Source organism: Candidatus Binataceae bacterium, assembly GCA_035308025.1.
In the GTDB taxonomy this organism is placed as follows: Bacteria; Desulfobacterota; Binatia; order Binatales; family Binataceae; genus JAJPHI01.
Map to the genome: position 1 here is coordinate 1 of DATGHL010000031.1, position 16,256 is coordinate 16,256.

Annotated in this window: 16 protein-coding genes; 12 read left to right on the forward strand and 4 right to left on the reverse strand. The window is 62.8% G+C overall.

Going from position 1 to position 16,256, the window contains the following annotated elements; genetic code table 11:
- Positions 1-30 precede the first annotated feature (30 nt).
- Together VKS22_09855 and VKS22_09860 are read right to left on the reverse strand one after the other, a co-directional pair.
- Complete coding sequence (locus VKS22_09855) at positions 31-501, reverse strand: hypothetical protein (GenBank protein ID HLW70914.1); 471 nt, start codon at positions 499-501, stop codon at positions 31-33.
- A gap of 87 nt (positions 502-588) precedes the next feature.
- Positions 589-900, reverse strand: a complete 312-nt coding sequence (locus VKS22_09860; protein ID HLW70915.1) for a bifunctional 3-phenylpropionate/cinnamic acid dioxygenase ferredoxin subunit — start codon at positions 898-900, stop codon at positions 589-591.
- Positions 901-975: 75 nt separating this feature from the next.
- Between VKS22_09860 and VKS22_09865 the strand changes: the two genes are divergently transcribed.
- From VKS22_09865 to VKS22_09875, 3 genes are all read left to right on the forward strand, one after another.
- Positions 976-2,061, forward strand: a complete 1,086-nt coding sequence (locus tag VKS22_09865) for a hypothetical protein (protein HLW70916.1) — start codon at positions 976-978, stop codon at positions 2,059-2,061.
- Positions 2,062-2,163: 102 nt separating this feature from the next.
- Positions 2,164-2,439 carry a type II toxin-antitoxin system RelE/ParE family toxin gene (locus VKS22_09870; GenBank protein HLW70917.1) on the forward strand — a complete coding sequence of 92 codons (276 nt, stop codon included), beginning with the start codon at positions 2,164-2,166 and terminating at the stop codon, positions 2,437-2,439.
- 39 nt (positions 2,440-2,478) lie between these two features.
- Positions 2,479-2,799 (forward strand): HigA family addiction module antitoxin, encoded by a 321-nt coding sequence (locus tag VKS22_09875; GenBank protein ID HLW70918.1) that lies wholly within the window; start codon positions 2,479-2,481, stop codon positions 2,797-2,799.
- A 31-nt stretch (positions 2,800-2,830) separates the two neighbouring features.
- Here the strand turns inward: VKS22_09875 and VKS22_09880 are convergent, their stop codons facing one another.
- Both VKS22_09880 and gspD read right to left on the reverse strand, forming a co-directional pair.
- Positions 2,831-3,751, reverse strand: coding sequence for a hypothetical protein (locus tag VKS22_09880; protein ID HLW70919.1), 921 nt, complete (start codon positions 3,749-3,751; stop codon positions 2,831-2,833).
- A gap of 56 nt (positions 3,752-3,807) precedes the next feature.
- Positions 3,808-6,402, reverse strand: coding sequence for a type II secretion system secretin GspD (gspD, locus tag VKS22_09885; GenBank protein ID HLW70920.1), 2,595 nt, complete (start codon positions 6,400-6,402; stop codon positions 3,808-3,810).
- Between the two features lie 275 nt (positions 6,403-6,677).
- On the opposite strand from gspD, the gene VKS22_09890 reads away from it, so the two are divergent.
- The 9 genes from VKS22_09890 to lpxB all read left to right on the forward strand — a co-directional run bounded on the left by VKS22_09890 (position 6,678) and on the right by lpxB (position 16,251).
- Positions 6,678-7,958, forward strand: a complete 1,281-nt coding sequence (locus tag VKS22_09890; protein HLW70921.1) for an ABC transporter permease — start codon at positions 6,678-6,680, stop codon at positions 7,956-7,958.
- Positions 7,951-8,694: an ABC transporter ATP-binding protein gene (locus VKS22_09895; GenBank protein ID HLW70922.1), complete on the forward strand. Its 744-nt coding sequence runs from the start codon at positions 7,951-7,953 to the stop codon at positions 8,692-8,694. The genes VKS22_09890 and VKS22_09895 overlap by 8 nt, the downstream gene beginning before the upstream one ends.
- Positions 8,695-8,905: 211 nt before the next feature.
- Positions 8,906-11,206, forward strand: a complete 2,301-nt coding sequence (bamA, locus tag VKS22_09900) for an outer membrane protein assembly factor BamA (protein ID HLW70923.1) — start codon at positions 8,906-8,908, stop codon at positions 11,204-11,206.
- Positions 11,207-11,404: 198 nt separating this feature from the next.
- Positions 11,405-12,058 carry an OmpH family outer membrane protein gene (locus VKS22_09905; GenBank protein HLW70924.1) on the forward strand — a complete coding sequence of 218 codons (654 nt, stop codon included), beginning with the start codon at positions 11,405-11,407 and terminating at the stop codon, positions 12,056-12,058.
- Between the two features lie 12 nt (positions 12,059-12,070).
- On the forward strand, positions 12,071-12,520 hold the full coding sequence (gene fabZ / locus VKS22_09910) for a 3-hydroxyacyl-ACP dehydratase FabZ (GenBank protein HLW70925.1): 450 nt from the start codon (positions 12,071-12,073) through the stop codon (positions 12,518-12,520).
- Between the two features lie 8 nt (positions 12,521-12,528).
- Positions 12,529-13,308: an acyl-ACP--UDP-N-acetylglucosamine O-acyltransferase gene (gene lpxA / locus VKS22_09915; GenBank protein ID HLW70926.1), complete on the forward strand. Its 780-nt coding sequence runs from the start codon at positions 12,529-12,531 to the stop codon at positions 13,306-13,308.
- Entirely contained in the window at positions 13,301-14,104 is an 804-nt protein-coding gene (gene lpxI / locus VKS22_09920) for a UDP-2,3-diacylglucosamine diphosphatase LpxI (protein ID HLW70927.1), read from the forward strand. The genes lpxA and lpxI overlap by 8 nt, the downstream gene beginning before the upstream one ends.
- Positions 14,097-15,068: a Gfo/Idh/MocA family oxidoreductase gene (locus VKS22_09925; protein HLW70928.1), complete on the forward strand. Its 972-nt coding sequence runs from the start codon at positions 14,097-14,099 to the stop codon at positions 15,066-15,068. Before lpxI ends, VKS22_09925 begins: the two co-directional genes overlap by 8 nt.
- Before the next feature lie 25 nt (positions 15,069-15,093).
- Complete coding sequence (gene lpxB / locus VKS22_09930; GenBank protein HLW70929.1) at positions 15,094-16,251, forward strand: lipid-A-disaccharide synthase; 1,158 nt, start codon at positions 15,094-15,096, stop codon at positions 16,249-16,251.
- Positions 16,252-16,256: the final 5 nt, after the last annotated feature.

Sequence of the window (16,256 nt, forward strand, 5' to 3'; positions counted from 1 at the left end):
CCTTTTCACTTTTCCACCAACTTCCCGACACTACCACGAACACAACCGCAGGGATTTCTGGATAATCGCTATCGCCCGCTCGATACCGGATACGGACTGCTGACGAAATAAAGCCAGAATTGTGGAGACGAATTCGTCACCGCTTTCTTTCAAGCCCGGCGAGCCCTTCTCCAAGACCGCGCGCATAAAACCCTGTAGTCCCTCGCTTCGTTGAGCAACGGCGACAATCTCGTGATCGCTCATGAATCCTTCCTGAACGGACATCAGCCTTAGGTGCTCCGTCGAAAGGTCGTCAATACGGTCTATTAGGCTCTCGAACTTGATGCCAAGTGCGGAATCATATGGATCGTTGAATTGAGATGGATCCGTCAGCCAAACTGTGTCGTCTCTCAAATTCCTTAGCGAGTGCTCATTGAAAGGCCTATATTTATACAACTGTCTTGGCAGGTCGTGATCTTTTTCGTCAAACACTCGTTGCAGTGTGGCGAGGTCGGGCTTCAACGAGGATAGAAGCTCTATCAGTTCATTTTTCCACGTTAGCGACAATTCCGTGACCAAACGTTAGGCTTTCACCATCATTTATAGAGTTTAATCTATCTGGACAAAAACGTCGTCGGCTTCGACTTTGACCGCGTAGGTCTTGATTGGGCGGACGGCGGGCGGACCCAGCGCGCGGCCGGTGCGGATATCGAAGGCCGAGCCGTGATAAGGACACTCGACGCTGCATTCCTCGAGATCGATATCACCCGCGGCGAGCGAAGCCTGCGCGTGCGAGCAGGTGTCCTCGGTGGCGTAAAAGCCGTCGTCGAGCCGATAGAGCGCGATGGTGGGCGTCAGATTGAGGCGCAGCGCCTCGCCGGGCTTGAGTTGATCGATTGTGCAGGCTTTGAGCAGCGGCATCTTGTTGCATTCCTCGGGTGGCGGGATAGATAGTCGCGCGACCGGACAGTAAATTATTGCTAGAATATTTCTATCATGGCTGGCAGCAGTTTCGATCAAACGCAAAGCATTCCTAATGCGAACGGTGCTCCATCGCCGGAGAGCCGCCTGATCATTCCGGCGGGCGGTTTCGAGATTCCGCCGCCGATCGAGCAGCCGAATATCTTTCCGCTCGAATGGCCGGTGGTCACCGAGTCGCTCGCCGCGCTGTACGAAAAGTCGAAGCGGCAGGCGTGGAACCCCGCCGATCTGGCGTGGGACGATCTGCGCGCGACGGATTTCACGGCCGAAGAGCGAATCGGAATCATGTACTGGTACGCGGTGCTGGCGGTGTTCGACGGCTCGGGACCAGCGGTCTTCGCGAAGGCGATGATCCATACCTATGAGATTCAAGCGGAGGATCCGATCCGCAAATGTTTCTTCGCGGTCGCGCGCGACGAGGTGAATCACGAGGAATGCTGCCAGCGGGCGATCGCGCAGCTGGTGCCGAACGGCCCATTGCGCTTCGGCCCGCGCACCGCCCTCGAACGCGCCGCGGTCAATAATATCGAATGGCTCTACCATAACGGCGGCCGCTACTGGCGCGGCTATTCGGCCTCACTCGACAAGTATCCGCTGTCGATCCTCTTCACCTCGTTCTTACTGGGCGAGGTCGCGGCGTCGACGCTGTTCTACGGCATGTCGCAGCGGACGTCGCGGGCGGTGTTCAAGCGGGTCTTCACGAAGGTCGGGCAGGACGAGAGCCGGCATCTGGCGATTTGCCTCAAGATGCTGGAGAACGACTGGCCGCAGCTCAGCCGGGAATACAAAGACATGATCACGCGGCAGTTGCGCGCGGGCTTCGTCTTCCTCTCGATGATTCTGTGGGAGCCGCCCAAGATGTTTTGGGAGCTGCCGAGCTACTTTATCGATAACCATCGGGTATTGGTTGATCTGGCGCGGCAGGGCGGACTCGGCGTGCTCAGCTTCGACGAGCAGGCGGACAACTGGCGCTACGCGATCGCCAAGGTCAAGAAGGTGGTCGAGGATTGGGGCATCAAGTTTCCGGCGATCCCGGAACTCGATCTCGACGGCGTCGACGTCGGCGACATCACGGCGGCCGACATCATCCCGGTTTTCTGATCTGTTGGCCGCCGCCGCGTGCGAGGCGGAAGAAGGCTCTTGATGCCCGGATTGTCGCATTATGCTCGACAGCATGACGCGTGATATGTTACAACTGTTTCCGTGATCAGGAGCTTCAAGCACAAGGGCTTGAAGGAATTATTTGAGACCGGCCGCAGCGCGAAGGTTCCGCCCAGCCTGCGCCAAAGATGCAGTGATCGTCTGGAAGCTTTGGATGCGGCCATGAAATTGGACGACCTCAGCTTACCTGGTTATAACACGCATCCCCTGCATCGAACGCCGCTGTGCTACAGCATTCACATAAATGGCCCGTGGACGATTACCTTTGAGTGGGAAGCTCCCGACGCGCGTAAAGTGGACTTGGAGCAGTATCATTAGGCGAATTGAACAACGCCCGTCTATTACGGAGTTCACAGCATGACCGAATATATTGTCGACCGCGGGACAATCACGCGTCCGCCGACGCATCCCGGCGTGCTCTTCGCGCGCGATATCCTGCCTGCGCTCGGCCGCCGCACGATCGGCGAGCTCGCGACACTGCTCGGCGTTAGCCGGCAGACCCTTCATCGCCTGATGGCGGGCGATACGGCCATTACTCCGGAGATGGCGATCCGGCTCGGCAAGCTCTGTGGCAATGGCCCGGATCTCTGGATGACTTTGCAAAACCGTTACGACCTCTGGCACGCCAAGCGTAAGCTCAAGAAAGAGCTCAATACGATTCCGACCCTTCGAGATTAACCGTCCACTTCGTCGGACGCACGGCGGAGCGCTAATAAAAGCGCGCTTCGCCCGGGGGGCGGGTTTTCCAGCGGCGATGGATCCAGTTCCAGTGATCGGGATGCGCGCGAATCATGCCTTCGATCACTGAGGTATAGCGCTGAGTGTTTTCGCGCACGGCGGTGGGGCGATCGGAGCCACGCGCCGTCTCGATGATCGGCAGAAAGGTAATCTGATGGCGGGTGCTGGCGCCGTCGCGCACCATAAAGGCCGGCAGCACCGGGACGCCGGTGGCGAGCGCGATACGCGCGAGGGCGTCGCTGGTCGCGGCCATGAGTCCAAAGAAATCTACGAAGACGCCGTCGCGCGTATCGAGATCGAGCGGGATCGTAACCATCCAGTCGTCGCGCAGCAGCCGGAGCATCGGGCGGCCGGCGCCGCGGCGCGGAATGGGGCGGCAACCGAAGCGCTCGCGCCGCGCCATCACGGCGGCGTCGATGAGCGGGTTGCGATTGGGCCGCTGCACGAAAGCGACGCGATTGCCGAAGGCCGAGTGGGCGAGCGACAGCAGTTCGAAATTGCCGAAGTGCGCGGTCAGCGTCAGGATGCCGCGGCCGCCCGAGCGGCGGTTGGCTTCGTCCCAGCATTCGCGTCCGGTGTAGGTGACGCGCCGCTCGATCGCCGCGCGATCAAGGTGACGGGAATGGACCCACTCGGCCGCCATCCGGCCGAAATTCCGATACATTCCACGGATAATTTTGCGACGCGCGTGTGCGTCAGAGTCGGGAAAGGCGATCTGCAGGTTGCGCTCAGCAATGCGGCGGTTGACGTAATCCGCGGTCATCGCGACGGCGCCGAAAGCGGCGCCAACGCGGATCGCGCGTTCGAGGGAAAAGGCGCGCAGCACGCCCCACGGGACGCTCAACGCGGCGACTTCGGTCCAGGCTCTCAGGGCGCCGATCTGACGGGGCATCGGCGGCGCAACTCGTCAGCGGGTAGCGATCGCGCCGGCGCTGAGCCGTCGCGCGGTCATGGCGCGTTTGCGGCCGGCGGCCCGCTGCCGCCGTTCGGCGCGCTGTAGGAACTCGCGCCCGCGGCGCCGCCCGGAGGCGGATTGGCGGCGTTCGGATTGGGTGCGAAACCGCTGTTCGTGGCGGGTTGCGCCTGTTGATTGAGATCCTGCTGCGGCGAGACCGGAGCGTTGAAGGTCGGCTGATAAAGTTGCTGGAAGTGCGACGCCGGCATGTTATTGATCTCCTGGCGGCCGAGCGAGCGCACGTATTTTTGCCGCTGATCGAGCGCGAGCGCCTGCAAATCATCGCGGGTGCGGACGACGTGCGGAGTCAGAAAAACCAGCAGATTCTGTTTGGTATTAATCCGCGAGTTATCGCTGAAGAGATTGCCGAGGAAGGGGATATCCGAAAGAAACGGCACGCCCTGACGGGTGATGTCGGTCTCGGTCGAGATGAGCCCGCCAATCACCGCGGTCCGATGGTTCTGCACGAGCACGCTGGTCGAAGCCGAGGTGATGGTGGTGGTCGGTCCGAGCGGGTTGGTCGACGAATTCTGGGTGCCATTAACGACGTTGGAGACTTCCTCGTAGATGTCCAGTTTGACCGCGTCACCGGCGGAGACCTGCGGGATCATATCGAGGGTGATGCCGACGTTCTGACGATCCACCGAATTGAAAATCTGCCCCGGCAATCCCGAGTTGGCGGCTGACGAGCCGACGAACGGGACGTTCTGGCCCACGACGATCATCGCTTCCTCGTTGTCTGCCGTCAGCAGGGTCGGCGCCGAGAGCACATTGCTATGCGTGTCGCTCTGCAGCGCAGTGATCAGGGCGACGTCGCACGGCACCGTGATATTGCTGGAGGTAGTCGTGGGGGTCGTGGTGGTCGAACTGGTCGACGGGACTTGGCAATTGCTGCCCGAGGCCAAGCCGAAGCCCAGCCCAGTCAGTCCCAACGGATTACCGAGCGCGTTCTGCAGATTGCCAAAATTGAGTGATCCGAGCCCGAGCACGTTGCTGCCGAGCGAGCCCGAGCTGAGGAAGTTGACGCCGATGTCCTTGGTGCGGTTGACGTCGACGGCAACGATGATCGCCTGGACGAACACCTGGACGCGCGGGATGTCGAGCTGCTCGATAACGCGGCGGAGGGTCTCGTAGTCCTGCGGCGCGGCGCTGACGATCAACGAGTTGGTGGCGGGGTCCGCGGTGACGGTGACGTTGCTTTCGAAATCGGTGCCGTGACCGCCGCTGCTGCTGGCGGTCGAAGGGCCGTTGCCGGACGCGCCCTGAGTGCGCGAACCGAGGCCGCCGCCACCGGCACCGCCGAAACCGCCCGAGGAACCGCCAAAGCCACTGCCGCCGCCCATACCGCCCGCGGCGCCGCCGAAGCTACTGCCGCCGCCGATACCGCCCGCGGCGCCGCCAAAGCTACTGCCGCCGCCGCCAAAGCCGCTGTTGAAGGAGCCGTTCTGATTCCCCAACGAGCTGCCGCGGCCGAGCGAATTGCGTCCGGTCGACGGCGACAGCGACGAGGGGCCGCCGCCGCCGCTCAGCATCCCGTTGAGCACATCGACCATCTCAGTTGCCGGCGCGTATCTCAGATGAAGTACGTGGATGCGATAGGTCTCGTTGGGCGAATGCACGTCGAGCTTGAGGACGAGGTCCTTGATTTGACGCATCTCAAGCGGCCCGGCCAGAACGATCAGCGAGTTGGTGCGCTCGTCGGGCACGACGCTGTAACTGCTCGCGGCGCCCTGCGCGGAGGGCGCGACGACGCCCACGCCCGGACGCGGCACGCCGGCCCCGTGCATCGAGGCCTCACGTACGCTCATGATTTTATCGATCTGCGCGGCCAGATCGTCGGCGAAAGCGAGCTTGAGCGGAATGACCGCTACGTTCTGCTGCACGCCATGGACGTCGAGCGAGCCGATAATTTGCAGCAGGCGCTGGACGTTGTAGGCATCGTCCGTGATGATCAGCGTATTGTCCTGAGGAAACGCTGCGATCAGACCGTCGTGCGAGACCATCGGCTGGATGACGCTCAACACCGACGCCGCGTCGGCGTTGCGCAGCTTGATCATCCGTGTGACGTATTGATCGCCCTGCGCTTGCGCCGGATGCTGCGACTCGGTCAACTCCGCCGACTGGCGGACATCGCGGGCCGGAATAATTTTGATCACCGGGCCGGCCTGGACAGTGGTGAAGCCTTTGAGCTGCAGCACCGATTGAAAAATCGAATAGGCCTGCTCAGGAGTGACGCGGCTCGGCGAGATGATGCTGATTTTGCCGCGCACATTCTCGTCGATAACAAAATTCTTGCCGGTGATGTCGCTGATAAAGCGGGCGAGCACCGGGATCTCGACGTTTTGGAAATTCATCGTGATGAGATCGCTCGCGCCCGGCCGCGCGGAGTCGGCAACCGCCGGCGGCGCTGACGTTGACGCAACCGCGGGGCTGACCGGCGCGCTGACATCCGGAGCGTCGGCGGGCGCGTCAGCCGTATCACCCGAGTCATTGTCGTCGGAGCCGTCGTCGTCGCTGGCGTGCACCTGCGCCGCCATCAGGCAGAGACTGAGAAAAAACGCGAATGCGACGGCCCACCAACGTTTCATTCGCTGCCCCTCTAGAAAGCCCCGATTTTCAGAAAGTCCCCGGTCCGCGTGCGAGTCTATCGGCGCCCGTCAACCACGGCAACCCCGATCGATTGCAAAACCATGACGGGTCCGAAACTATGAAAATTCACTACGCGCTCAATCCTTGCGTCTTCTGCATCAATGAGGAAATCACAGCTAACGCCTGCGGAGTTTTACGCAACCTGGCCTAATCAGCGTTGGACCGCGTGGGCGCGTGCGTTGCGGTCATCCCGGGGCGCAGCGAGGATTTATCGGTGCGCTTCGAATATCTGATCGGAGTCCGTTACCTGCGTGCGCGGCGGCATGAGCGCTTCGTTTCGCTGATCGCGCTCATCTCGCTGGCCGGCGTCGCGATCGGCACCTTCGCGCTCACGGTCGTGCTCTCGGTCATGAGCGGTTTCGAGGAGGACTTGCGCAACCGGCTGCTGGCCTTCAATCCAGAGATTGCCGTTACGGTCAGCCCGCACGACGCAGCCCAGATCCCGAGCCTTGCCGGGCGCGTCGCCGCCCTGCCCGGAATCGTCGGCGTGGCGCCGTTCGCAACCTCGCAGGTGATGTTGGTCTCGACCACGGCTGCGGGCACTCCGGCCTATGTTGCGGGCGCGACCCTGCGCGCGGTCGAAGCGCGGCACAATCCGGTCCTGCGCGAACTTGAGAGCACGCTAACTGCCGGTGCGCGGGCGGCGGCGATGGATCAAAGTTTCCCGGTGAGCGTGAGCGATCGCGGCGTCAAACGCGTCGTGCAATTGCCGGGCGCGCTGATCGGCGACGGACTCGCGGAGGACCTTGCCGTGCGCGTGGGCGAGGCGATTATCGTGATCGCGCCGGCGAGCCTGGGCGCGGGCTCGACGCCGCGGCTGCGCCGCTTTGTCGTTGCGGGCCTGTTCCACTCGGGCATGTTCGAGTACGACTCGTCGCTGATCTTCGTCGCGCTGCGCAACGGTCAGGCGCTGCTGGCTGACGACCCGCAACTCGAGCAGGGTGTCGAGGCGCGCGCGGCCAATCTTTTCGACGCTCCCGCCCTCGCCCGGCGGATCGCGGCTGGCGGTGATCCCGGCCTCGCCGTAACTGACTGGACGCAAACCGACGCCCCGCTGTTCGCCGCGCTAAAGCTCGAGAAATTCACCTATTTTCTGGTGCTGCTGCTGATTGTGCTGGTGGCGGCGTTCAACATTATCGCGACCCTGGTGATGGTGGTGATGGAGCGGCGCAAGGAGATCGCGATTCTGCGCGCGATGGGGGCGCGGGCCGGCTCGATCGCCGCGATCTTTCTTTGCGAGGGTGCGGCGTTAGGGATCGGCGGCACGCTGCTGGGCGTCGGAGTCGGCTTTATCGTGTCGTTTTTAATCGGCAAGTATCATTTTATTCATCTGCCGGCTGACCTCTTCATGGTCAGTACGGTTCCGGTGCGGCTCTATGCCGTGAACTTCATCGCGGTGGCGGTCGCAGCGATCGCGCTCTGTCTAGCGGGCGCGATCTATCCGGCGATGCGCGCGCGCACGCTCAGTCCGGTCGAGGTTATCCGCTATGAGTAGGCTCGCGTCTGACACGGCGATCGCTCCGGTGGCGGCGCAAGTGCAAACCGGGGTCCCGCTGTTGCGCGCCGAGGCGGTCGGCAAGAGCTTCCTCGACGCCGGGCGCGAGGTCGTCGTGCTGCGCGATTTGGCGCTCGAGGTGATGGCGGGCGAGGAGATCGCGATCGTCGGCCAGTCCGGGGTGGGCAAGTCCACTTTGCTGCACATGCTCGGCAGCCTCGAAGCGCCAACTGCCGGAAAGGTTTTATTCGAGGATCACGATCTCTTCGCCATGGACGCCAAGCGTATGGCCGACTTTCGCAACCGCAATCTCGGCTTCGTCTTTCAGTTCCACTATCTGCTCGGCGATTTCAGCGCGGTCGAAAACGTGATGATGCCGGCGCTGATCGCGCGCCTCAATCAGCGCGAGGCGCGGGCGCGCGCTACCGAGGTGCTGGAACTGGTGGGACTCGGCGACAAGTCGCATCGGCGCCCGACCGAGCTTTCCGGCGGTGAGCAGCAGCGCGTCGCGGTCGCGCGCGCGGTAGTGATGCGCCCGCGGCTGGTCCTGGCCGATGAACCGACGGGCAATCTTGATCCGCATACCGCGGGTGAGATTCACGAGCTCTTTCATCGCCTCAATACCTCGCTCGGCGTAACCCTCGTGGTCGCAACGCACAATGAACGCCTTTCGCGCAGTATGGGGCGGACGCTGAGACTGCGTGAGGGGCGTCTGTTCGCCGAGCCCGACGCCTAGATCACTTCAAGCACGTCGAGCGCGAGCGGTGTCGCACTGTGCTTTGCGCTGCTTTGAGGCTCGCGTCTGCCCTTGTGGGACAGCGCTTGGTTTACTTCAATCAGATGATTGGTTAGCTTGGTCGCCGCCTGCGGGGATGATGGTGACGGCGGCAAATTCTTTTCTGTTGCGCGGAGGATTCCTCCGCGTTCGTCTATTCTGGCTGCTCCTCATGATCCTCGCCGTGGTCGCGCCGGCACGCGCACAGACGCCGTCGCCGATCGTCACCGACATCAAAATCGCGGGGAATCAACGCGTCGAGACCGACGCCATCCGCGTCCACATCACGCAGCAGACCGGTCAACCGCTGAATCAGGCCGCCGTCGACGCAGATGTCAAGGCCATCTACAAGATGGGTTTTTTCGACCACGCCAGCGCGGCAATCGATAACGGCGTGCTCACCTATTCGGTGACTGAGCGCCCGCTGATCAGCGACCTGCGGTTCAGCGGGATGAAAAAGATCAAGGCCGCCGACGAGCAGATTATCAATGCGCTGACGATCCATTCGGGCGCGGTCTACGATCCGCTGCGCGCCAAGAGCACGGTCCGCAATATCACCGAGGTTTATCAGGGCAAGGGCTATCTCGACGCCAAGGTCGATTTCAAGCTGATCCCGCAACCGAACAACACGGCGATCGGCGTGATCGATGTGGACGAGGGTCCGGCGGTCAAAATTTCAAAGATCGACTTTACCGGCAACAAGGCCTATTCGGCGCGGCAGTTGCGCGGCCTCCTCGAAACCCAGCGGCACAGCGTGCTGAGCTACATCTTCAGCACCGGTTACCTTGATCAGAAGAAACTCCAGAGCGACGTCGATCGTCTGACTTCGTTTTATTACGAGCACGGCTACGTCAATGCCGTGGTTTCGCCGCCGCAGATTACCCGGCACGGCAATTATCTGACTGTCAGCTTCGCGATTGATGAGGGACCGCAGTATAAGGTCGGCACGGTTGAGGTCGCCGGCGATCTCAAGCTGCCGGAGAAGGATCTGATCAGCAAATTAATCCTCAAGCCCAAAGAGGTCTTCAGCGGCTCCGACATGCAGCACGACGTGCTCACCCTGTCGGATCTTTACTCGGATCGCGGCTATGCGTACGTCAACGTCGATCCGCGCACCCAGGTCGACCCGGCGACGCGCAACGTCAACGTCGTCTACAACATTACGCCGGGCCGCGAGGTCCTGGTCGATCGCATTAAGATCACCGGCAATACCAAAACCTCGGACAAGGTAATCCGGCGGGAATTGACGATCGAGGAGCAGGAGCCTTATTCGACGGCGAGAATCCAGCGCTCCAAGCAGCTCCTCGACTCGCTCGGCTATTTTTCCAATACGCGCATTTCGACCGAGCCCGGGCCTTCACCGGACAAGATTGATCTCAACGTCGCCGTCCAGGAACAGAACACGGCATCGCTGCAGGCCGGCGGCGGTTACGACAGCTATTCGTCGATCTTCGGCAATTTCAGCGTCAGCAACAGCAATCTGTTCGGCGGCGGGGAGTCGATCTCGGCTGATGCACAGGTCGGTTTTCTCTACCAGGATTATACTGTCAGTTATACTGAGCCCTGGTTCCTCGATATTCCGCTCAGCATCTCTTTGCAGGGCTTTTACAACAAGCTCTTTTTATTTTCGTTCAATCAGAGCACGGCGGGATTCTCGGTCACGGCCAGCTATCCGCTGGTTGACCTCGGGCTCAAGCGGATTGGCCAGTTTTCGCTCGACGATATCAATCTCTCCTTGGGCTATACCTTCGAGAGCGTCGGCATCAGCGGACTCGGCGAGTTCACCACCTTCGATATTTTCCGCTACAAGGGCTACACCCGAGTCTCCGAGATCACCCCGGGTATCCGGCGCTTCACCGTTGATAACCCTCAGGACCCGCGCAGCGGGTCGGTCCAGTCGCTGGACGTCGAACTGGCCGGGCTCGGCGGCACCGCATTTGTCAAGAGCGTGTTCCACACCCGGTTTTTCATCCCTTATATTCAGAGTCCAAAATGGGGTGAGTGGGTCTTCGCGCCGGGCGTGACTTATGGCATCGGCACGCTCCTGAGCTCGGGTTTTGGCGGGGAGTTGCCGCTCTATGAGCGCTTCTTCCCAGGCGGCAACAACGGCCTCAGTTCGGTGCGCGGTTACGAAATCTATTCGTTGGGCCCGCAGGTCACGCTCTTCGATCAGCAGGGCGCCCCGCTCGCGGTCGAGCAGGTCGGCGGCAGCCAGGAACTGCTGCTGAGCGCCGAGACCACCTTCCCGATCTGGTCCTCCTTTGGTATCCGTGGCGCGGCCTTCCTCGACGCCGGTCAGGCCTACCGCCTGCACGATTCGATCACGCCCAGTTCTTTGCAGGCGGCCTATGGCGCGGGCGTGCGCTGGAAATCTCCCTTCGGTCCGCTGGCGGTCGATCTCGCGTTCCCGATCAACAAACGGCCCAACGATCAGGCCGTGGTTTTTGATTTCGGCGCGGGCGCGCCTCTCTAACGCCAGAGCTGGCGTCTCCGCGAGCGAAGCCCGATCGGCGAGCGTGGGGATCTGCGTCAAGATGACGATGGGCAACCGCACAGTTGCGCGCCCCGGCAAGATCGGCCAGAGTTTACGCTCGAATCACCAGCCGGCCCTGTTCGTCCTCATGCTCGCTGGTCAGCGAAAGACGCTAATGCAATGGAGGGTTGGTTGGGTATGACGTTTCTGTCGAAGCTTTGCGCCGCGGCACTGATGCTGGCTCTGGTCACGATGGCAGCCGCGCCCCTGCACGCAAGCGACTATAAATTAGCTTTCGTCGATATTCAGCGCGCCCTCAACGATTGCCACAACGGTAAAGCGGTCAAGACGGATTTCCGCGGGCGCATCGAGCGCCTGCAGCAGCGGTTGCAGGGCGAGCAGGACGAAGTCGAGCGGCTCAAAAAAGAGTACGAAGAAAAAGGCCCGCTGATGCAGCCCGATCAGCGCCAGAACCTCGAGGACGATTACTCCAAGAAGTTGCATGCCTTCCAGGACGACTACAAAAACTCAGCCGATGAGCTCAAGCAGAAGGATCAGGAAATGACCGGCGAGATCGTGCGCGATCTCGCGCTGGTGGTGCAGCGAATCGGCGCCAAGAGCAACTACACGATGGTCATGGAAAAGGGTTCCTTGCTCTGGGCCATCCCGAGTATCGATATCACCGACGAGGTCATCCGCGACTACGATGCGATGAACGTCAAGCCGGGCGCGCTCGCCCAGGAAGCGATGGCCTCGAGCGGCGGCGGCCGCTTCGGTTCCGCCTCGGAGCCGCGTCCGGCGCAGCCCGAGGAAAGCGCCCCGCCGTCGGGCGGCTCGACCATCACGAAGTAATCCGGTAGCGGCTTGGCGGATAAAACCCCTCACGATAACGACCGCTTCCTCGGGCTGCTGCCTCATCGCTACCCGTTTCTGCTGGTCGATCGGGTGCTCGGTCGCGACGCCGATCACGTCCTGACGCTCAAGAATGTCACCATCAACGAGCCGTTCTTCACCGGCCACTTTCCCGGTATGCCGGTGATGCCGGGCGTGCTCATTCTCGAAGCCCTCGCGCAGTCCGCGGCGATCCTCGCGCTCAGCATCATCGGCGAACGCCGCAGCCTCTTTATGCTGACCGGGATCGACAAGGCGCGCCTACGCCGGCGCGTCGTGCCCGGCGATCAGTTGCATATGGAAGTGCGGCTGCTGAAGCATCATCACCCGCTGTGGAAAATGCGCGGCGAGGCCCGAGTTGACGGCGAGCTCGCGGCCGAAGCCGAGCTCTCCGCGATGGAAGTCGAGGGCCAACTCCCATAGCCGGGCGGATTCATCCAGCGGCGGTGATCGATCGCGCGGCAGAGATCGATTCGTCGGCGGAAATCGGCCCGGGTGCGGTTATCGGTCCGCGCGTCAAAATCGGCGCGGAGACGCAGATCGGTCCCTATGCCGTGATCGAAGGCGACACCACGATCGGCGAACGCAACCGGATCTTTCAGTTCGCCTCAATCGGCGCCGATCCCCAGGACCTGAAGTATCACGGCGAGCCGTCGCGCCTCGAAATCGGCAACGATAACCGCATCCGTGAGTTCACCACGATTCATCGCGGTACCGAAGGCGGCGGGATGCTCACGCGAATCGGCAACCATGTCCTGCTGATGAACTATGTTCACGTCGCCCACGACTGCGCGATTGGCGATCACTCGATCATCGCCAATTCGACCGAAATCGCCGGTCACTGCGTCCTCGAAGAATGGGTGGTCACGGCGGGCATGTGCGGTATCCATCAGTTCAGCCGGATCGGCGCGCACGCGATCGTGGCGGCGGGCTCGAAGGTCGCGCAGGACGTTCCGCCCTACTCGATGGTGGCGGGCGATCGCGCGCGCCTGGTGGGTGTCAACTCGATTGGCCTCGAACGCCGCGGCTTCACTACCGAAACCATCGCGGCGCTGAAAACCGCCTTCCGCACGCTCTTTTACGGGAAGCTGCTGCGCAATCAGGCGCTCAAACGCGTGCTTGCCCGCAACGGCGAGGTCGCCGAGGTCCGCCGCCTCGTTGACTTCATCACCAACTCGCCGCGTGGCGTCGTCGGCCGCGATCGTGAATAGCCTCGGCCTCATCGCCGGCAATGGCACTTTCCCGCTCGAAGTCGCCAAGGCCGCGCGGCGGCGCGGCCTCAGTATCGTCGCGATTGCCCATCGCGGCGAGACCGCGGAAGCGCTCGCGCCGCTGGTTGACGAGATCACGTGGATAAAAGTTGGCGAGCTCGAACGCATGATAGCCGTGTTCAAACGCGCCGGCGTCCGGCAAGCCGCGATGGCCGGCGGCATCGCGCGCGCCCGGCTGGCGGATTCGTTTGCCCCGGACGCGCGCGCGCTCGCGATGCTTTCGCGCATCGGACGCTTCAGTGACGACGCCGTGCTGCGCGGCCTCGCCGCCGAAATCGAAAGTGACGGCATCGAAGTGATCGACCCAGTGCCGCTGCTCGAAGATGTCATCGCGGCCGCCGGTCTATTGGCCGGTCCGGCGCCGACCGCCGCTCAGCTCGCCGACCTGCGCCTCGCCTTCGCAGTGCTGGATGCACTCGGCGCGTTCGACGTCGGTCAGACCGTCGCTGTCCGGGACGGCGTCGTGGCCACAGTCGAGGCGATCGAAGGCACCGACGCCGCCCTGCGCCGCGCCGCCGCGGTCTGGGGCAAAGGTCTCGTCGTCGCCAAAGGCGCCAAGGCCGCGCAGGACCTTCGCTTCGACCGTCCCACGATCGGGCCGGCTACGCTCGACCTGCTCGGTGAAATCGGCGCGGCGATGCTCGGCCTGCAGGCCCGCACCGCGATGATCCTCGAACGCGAGGCCGCCTTCGCGCGCGCACAGGAACTCGGCGTCACGCTTTATGGCCATGAGTGAGTTGCGCGCGGCGCTCGTTGGCGCGGGACGGCTGGGCACGCTGCACGCGCAAAAATACGCCGGCATAGTGGGCGTGAAACTGGCCTGCGTGGTTGACCTCGATCCCGACCGCGCGCAGCGGTTGGCCGATCAAACCGGAGCGAGCGCCCTGCGCGACCATCGCGAACTCGCAGGCCGCGCCGATCTCGCCACCGTCGCCGTCCCCGGCGTCGTCCATCACGCCGTCGCCCGCGACCTGATGGAACAGGGTCTCGATGTCCTCGTCGAAAAACCGATGGCTGCGACGCTCGCCGAAGCCCACGATCTCGCCGCTATCGCCGCGCGCACCGGGCGCATTTTGCAGGTCGGCCATCTCGAACGCTTTAATCCTGCGATCGTGCACCTGCGCTCGATTCTCAGCGCGCCGCGCTTCATCGAATGCCATCGGCTCGCGCCCTTCACCGAGCGCGGCGCCGACGTTGACGTCGTACTCGACCTGATGGTCCATGACCTCGACGTGGTCCTGAGCGTGACGCGCGCGGCGCCGCAATCACTCGAAGCGGTCGGCGTCGCCGTCCTGACCGATCAACCTGACGTCGCCAATGCGCGCATCCGCTTCGCCGACGGCCTCATCGCGAACCTCAACGCGAGCCGCGTCGCGCCGCGCCGCGAGCGCAAAATTCGCTTCTTCCAGCCCGACGCCTACATCTCGCTCGATTACGAGGCGCGCCGCATCCAGGTTTATCGCAAGACCCCACCTGCTACCGGCTCTACTTATCCGACCATCTCTGCAGAACAGGTCGACCTCGGCGACGGCGATCCGTTACTCGATGAAATCACCGCCTTTGTCACCAGCGTCCGCACCCGCTGCGCTCCGCTGGTCGGCGCCGAGGACGGTCTGCGCGTGATGGAACTGAGCGAACTGATTCGCAATTCGATCAGCCGCGACGGCGCCCCGATGGCTTTTGCAGACCGCTCACTCTGACTCTCGACCGCGTCGGAAATTCACCATGACGGGAACGCGGCCACGGCGCATTTTGATGATTGCAGGTGAAGCTTCGGGCGATCATCTGGGCGCCGATCTCGCCGCTCAAATTCTCGCGCTCGCGCCTGCCTGCGAAATCTTCGGGATGGCCGGGGAGCGGATGCGCGCCTCCGGCGTCAGCGCCGTCGTCAACACCGAGGAGGTCTCGGGGATGGGAGCGACCGAACTCGCCTCGACCATCGGTCCGATCCTTGCCGCCTTTCGCCAGCTGGTGAAACTGCTCCGGCGCGATCCGCCCGATCTGGTTATCCTGATCGATTTCCCTGATTTCAATCTCAAGTTCGCCTGGTTCGCGCGCCGCGCCGGCGTGCCCGTGCTCTACTACGTGCCGCCGCAGGTCTGGGCCTGGCGCCGCTGGCGTATCCGCACCCTGGTCAAGCGCGCTGATCAGCTCGCCGTGGTCTTTCCCTTCGAGGCCCCGCTCTACGAGCGCGCGGGCGGACGCGTGACTTTCGTCGGTCATGCGCTGCTCGATCGTGTGCAGCCGGCGCAGGATCGCACCGCCACGCTTGATCGCCACGGCTTCAAAACGCGCGCGCGCCTGCTCGCGCTTTTACCGGGCAGCCGCCGCGGCGAAATTCGCTATCTGCTCCGCCCGATGCTCGAGGCCGCGCGCGTGCTGCGCACGGACCACGACCTCGAACCGGTTATCGCGCTCGCGAATACCCTGTCGGTCGAGGATCTGCGCAGCATCGCGGGCCCCGAAGCACTCGCCGGAGTGCGTATTATCGAAGGGGACACCTATAGTATTATCGCGGCTAGCGAACTCGCGCTGGTTGCCTCGGGGACCGCGACGCTCGAGGCGGCCCTGCTCGGATGCCCGATGGTGATCGCCTACAAAATGTCAGCACTGAGTTATGCGGTGGGCCGCGCGCTCGTTCGCGGCGTTGATTGCGTAGGGATGCCCAATCTTCTCGCCGGGCGCCAAGTTGTGCCCGAGCTGATCCAGTATGACGTCACCCCGGCCAAGCTGGTGCGCGCCGCCGAACCGATGCTGGACGAAAGCCTCCGCAGGGAAGTGATAGCCGAGTTGCGCGCCTTGCGGATGACGCTCGGCGAGCCGGGGGCATCGGCGCGCGTGGCGGCGATCGCACTGCAGATGAGCGATTCGTGCCGCAAATGATCGAT

What these genes read in the sequence shown, in the direction of transcription:
- lpxB (HLW70929.1), top strand. Translation starts at nt 15,094, where the DNA reads ATGACGGGAACGCGGCCACGGCGCATTTTGATGATTGCAGGTGAAGCT.
- VKS22_09925 (HLW70928.1), top strand. Translation starts at nt 14,097, where the DNA reads ATGAGTGAGTTGCGCGCGGCGCTCGTTGGCGCGGGACGGCTGGGCACG.
- bamA (HLW70923.1), top strand. Translation starts at nt 8,906, where the DNA reads ATGATCCTCGCCGTGGTCGCGCCGGCACGCGCACAGACGCCGTCGCCG.
- VKS22_09905 (HLW70924.1), top strand. Translation starts at nt 11,405, where the DNA reads ATGACGTTTCTGTCGAAGCTTTGCGCCGCGGCACTGATGCTGGCTCTG.
- gspD (HLW70920.1), bottom strand. Translation starts at nt 6,402, where the DNA reads ATGAAACGTTGGTGGGCCGTCGCATTCGCGTTTTTTCTCAGTCTCTGC.
- VKS22_09865 (HLW70916.1), top strand. Translation starts at nt 976, where the DNA reads ATGGCTGGCAGCAGTTTCGATCAAACGCAAAGCATTCCTAATGCGAAC.
- VKS22_09895 (HLW70922.1), top strand. Translation starts at nt 7,951, where the DNA reads ATGAGTAGGCTCGCGTCTGACACGGCGATCGCTCCGGTGGCGGCGCAA.
- VKS22_09880 (HLW70919.1), bottom strand. Translation starts at nt 3,751, where the DNA reads ATGCCCCGTCAGATCGGCGCCCTGAGAGCCTGGACCGAAGTCGCCGCG.
- VKS22_09860 (HLW70915.1), bottom strand. Translation starts at nt 900, where the DNA reads ATGCCGCTGCTCAAAGCCTGCACAATCGATCAACTCAAGCCCGGCGAG.
- VKS22_09875 (HLW70918.1), top strand. Translation starts at nt 2,479, where the DNA reads ATGACCGAATATATTGTCGACCGCGGGACAATCACGCGTCCGCCGACG.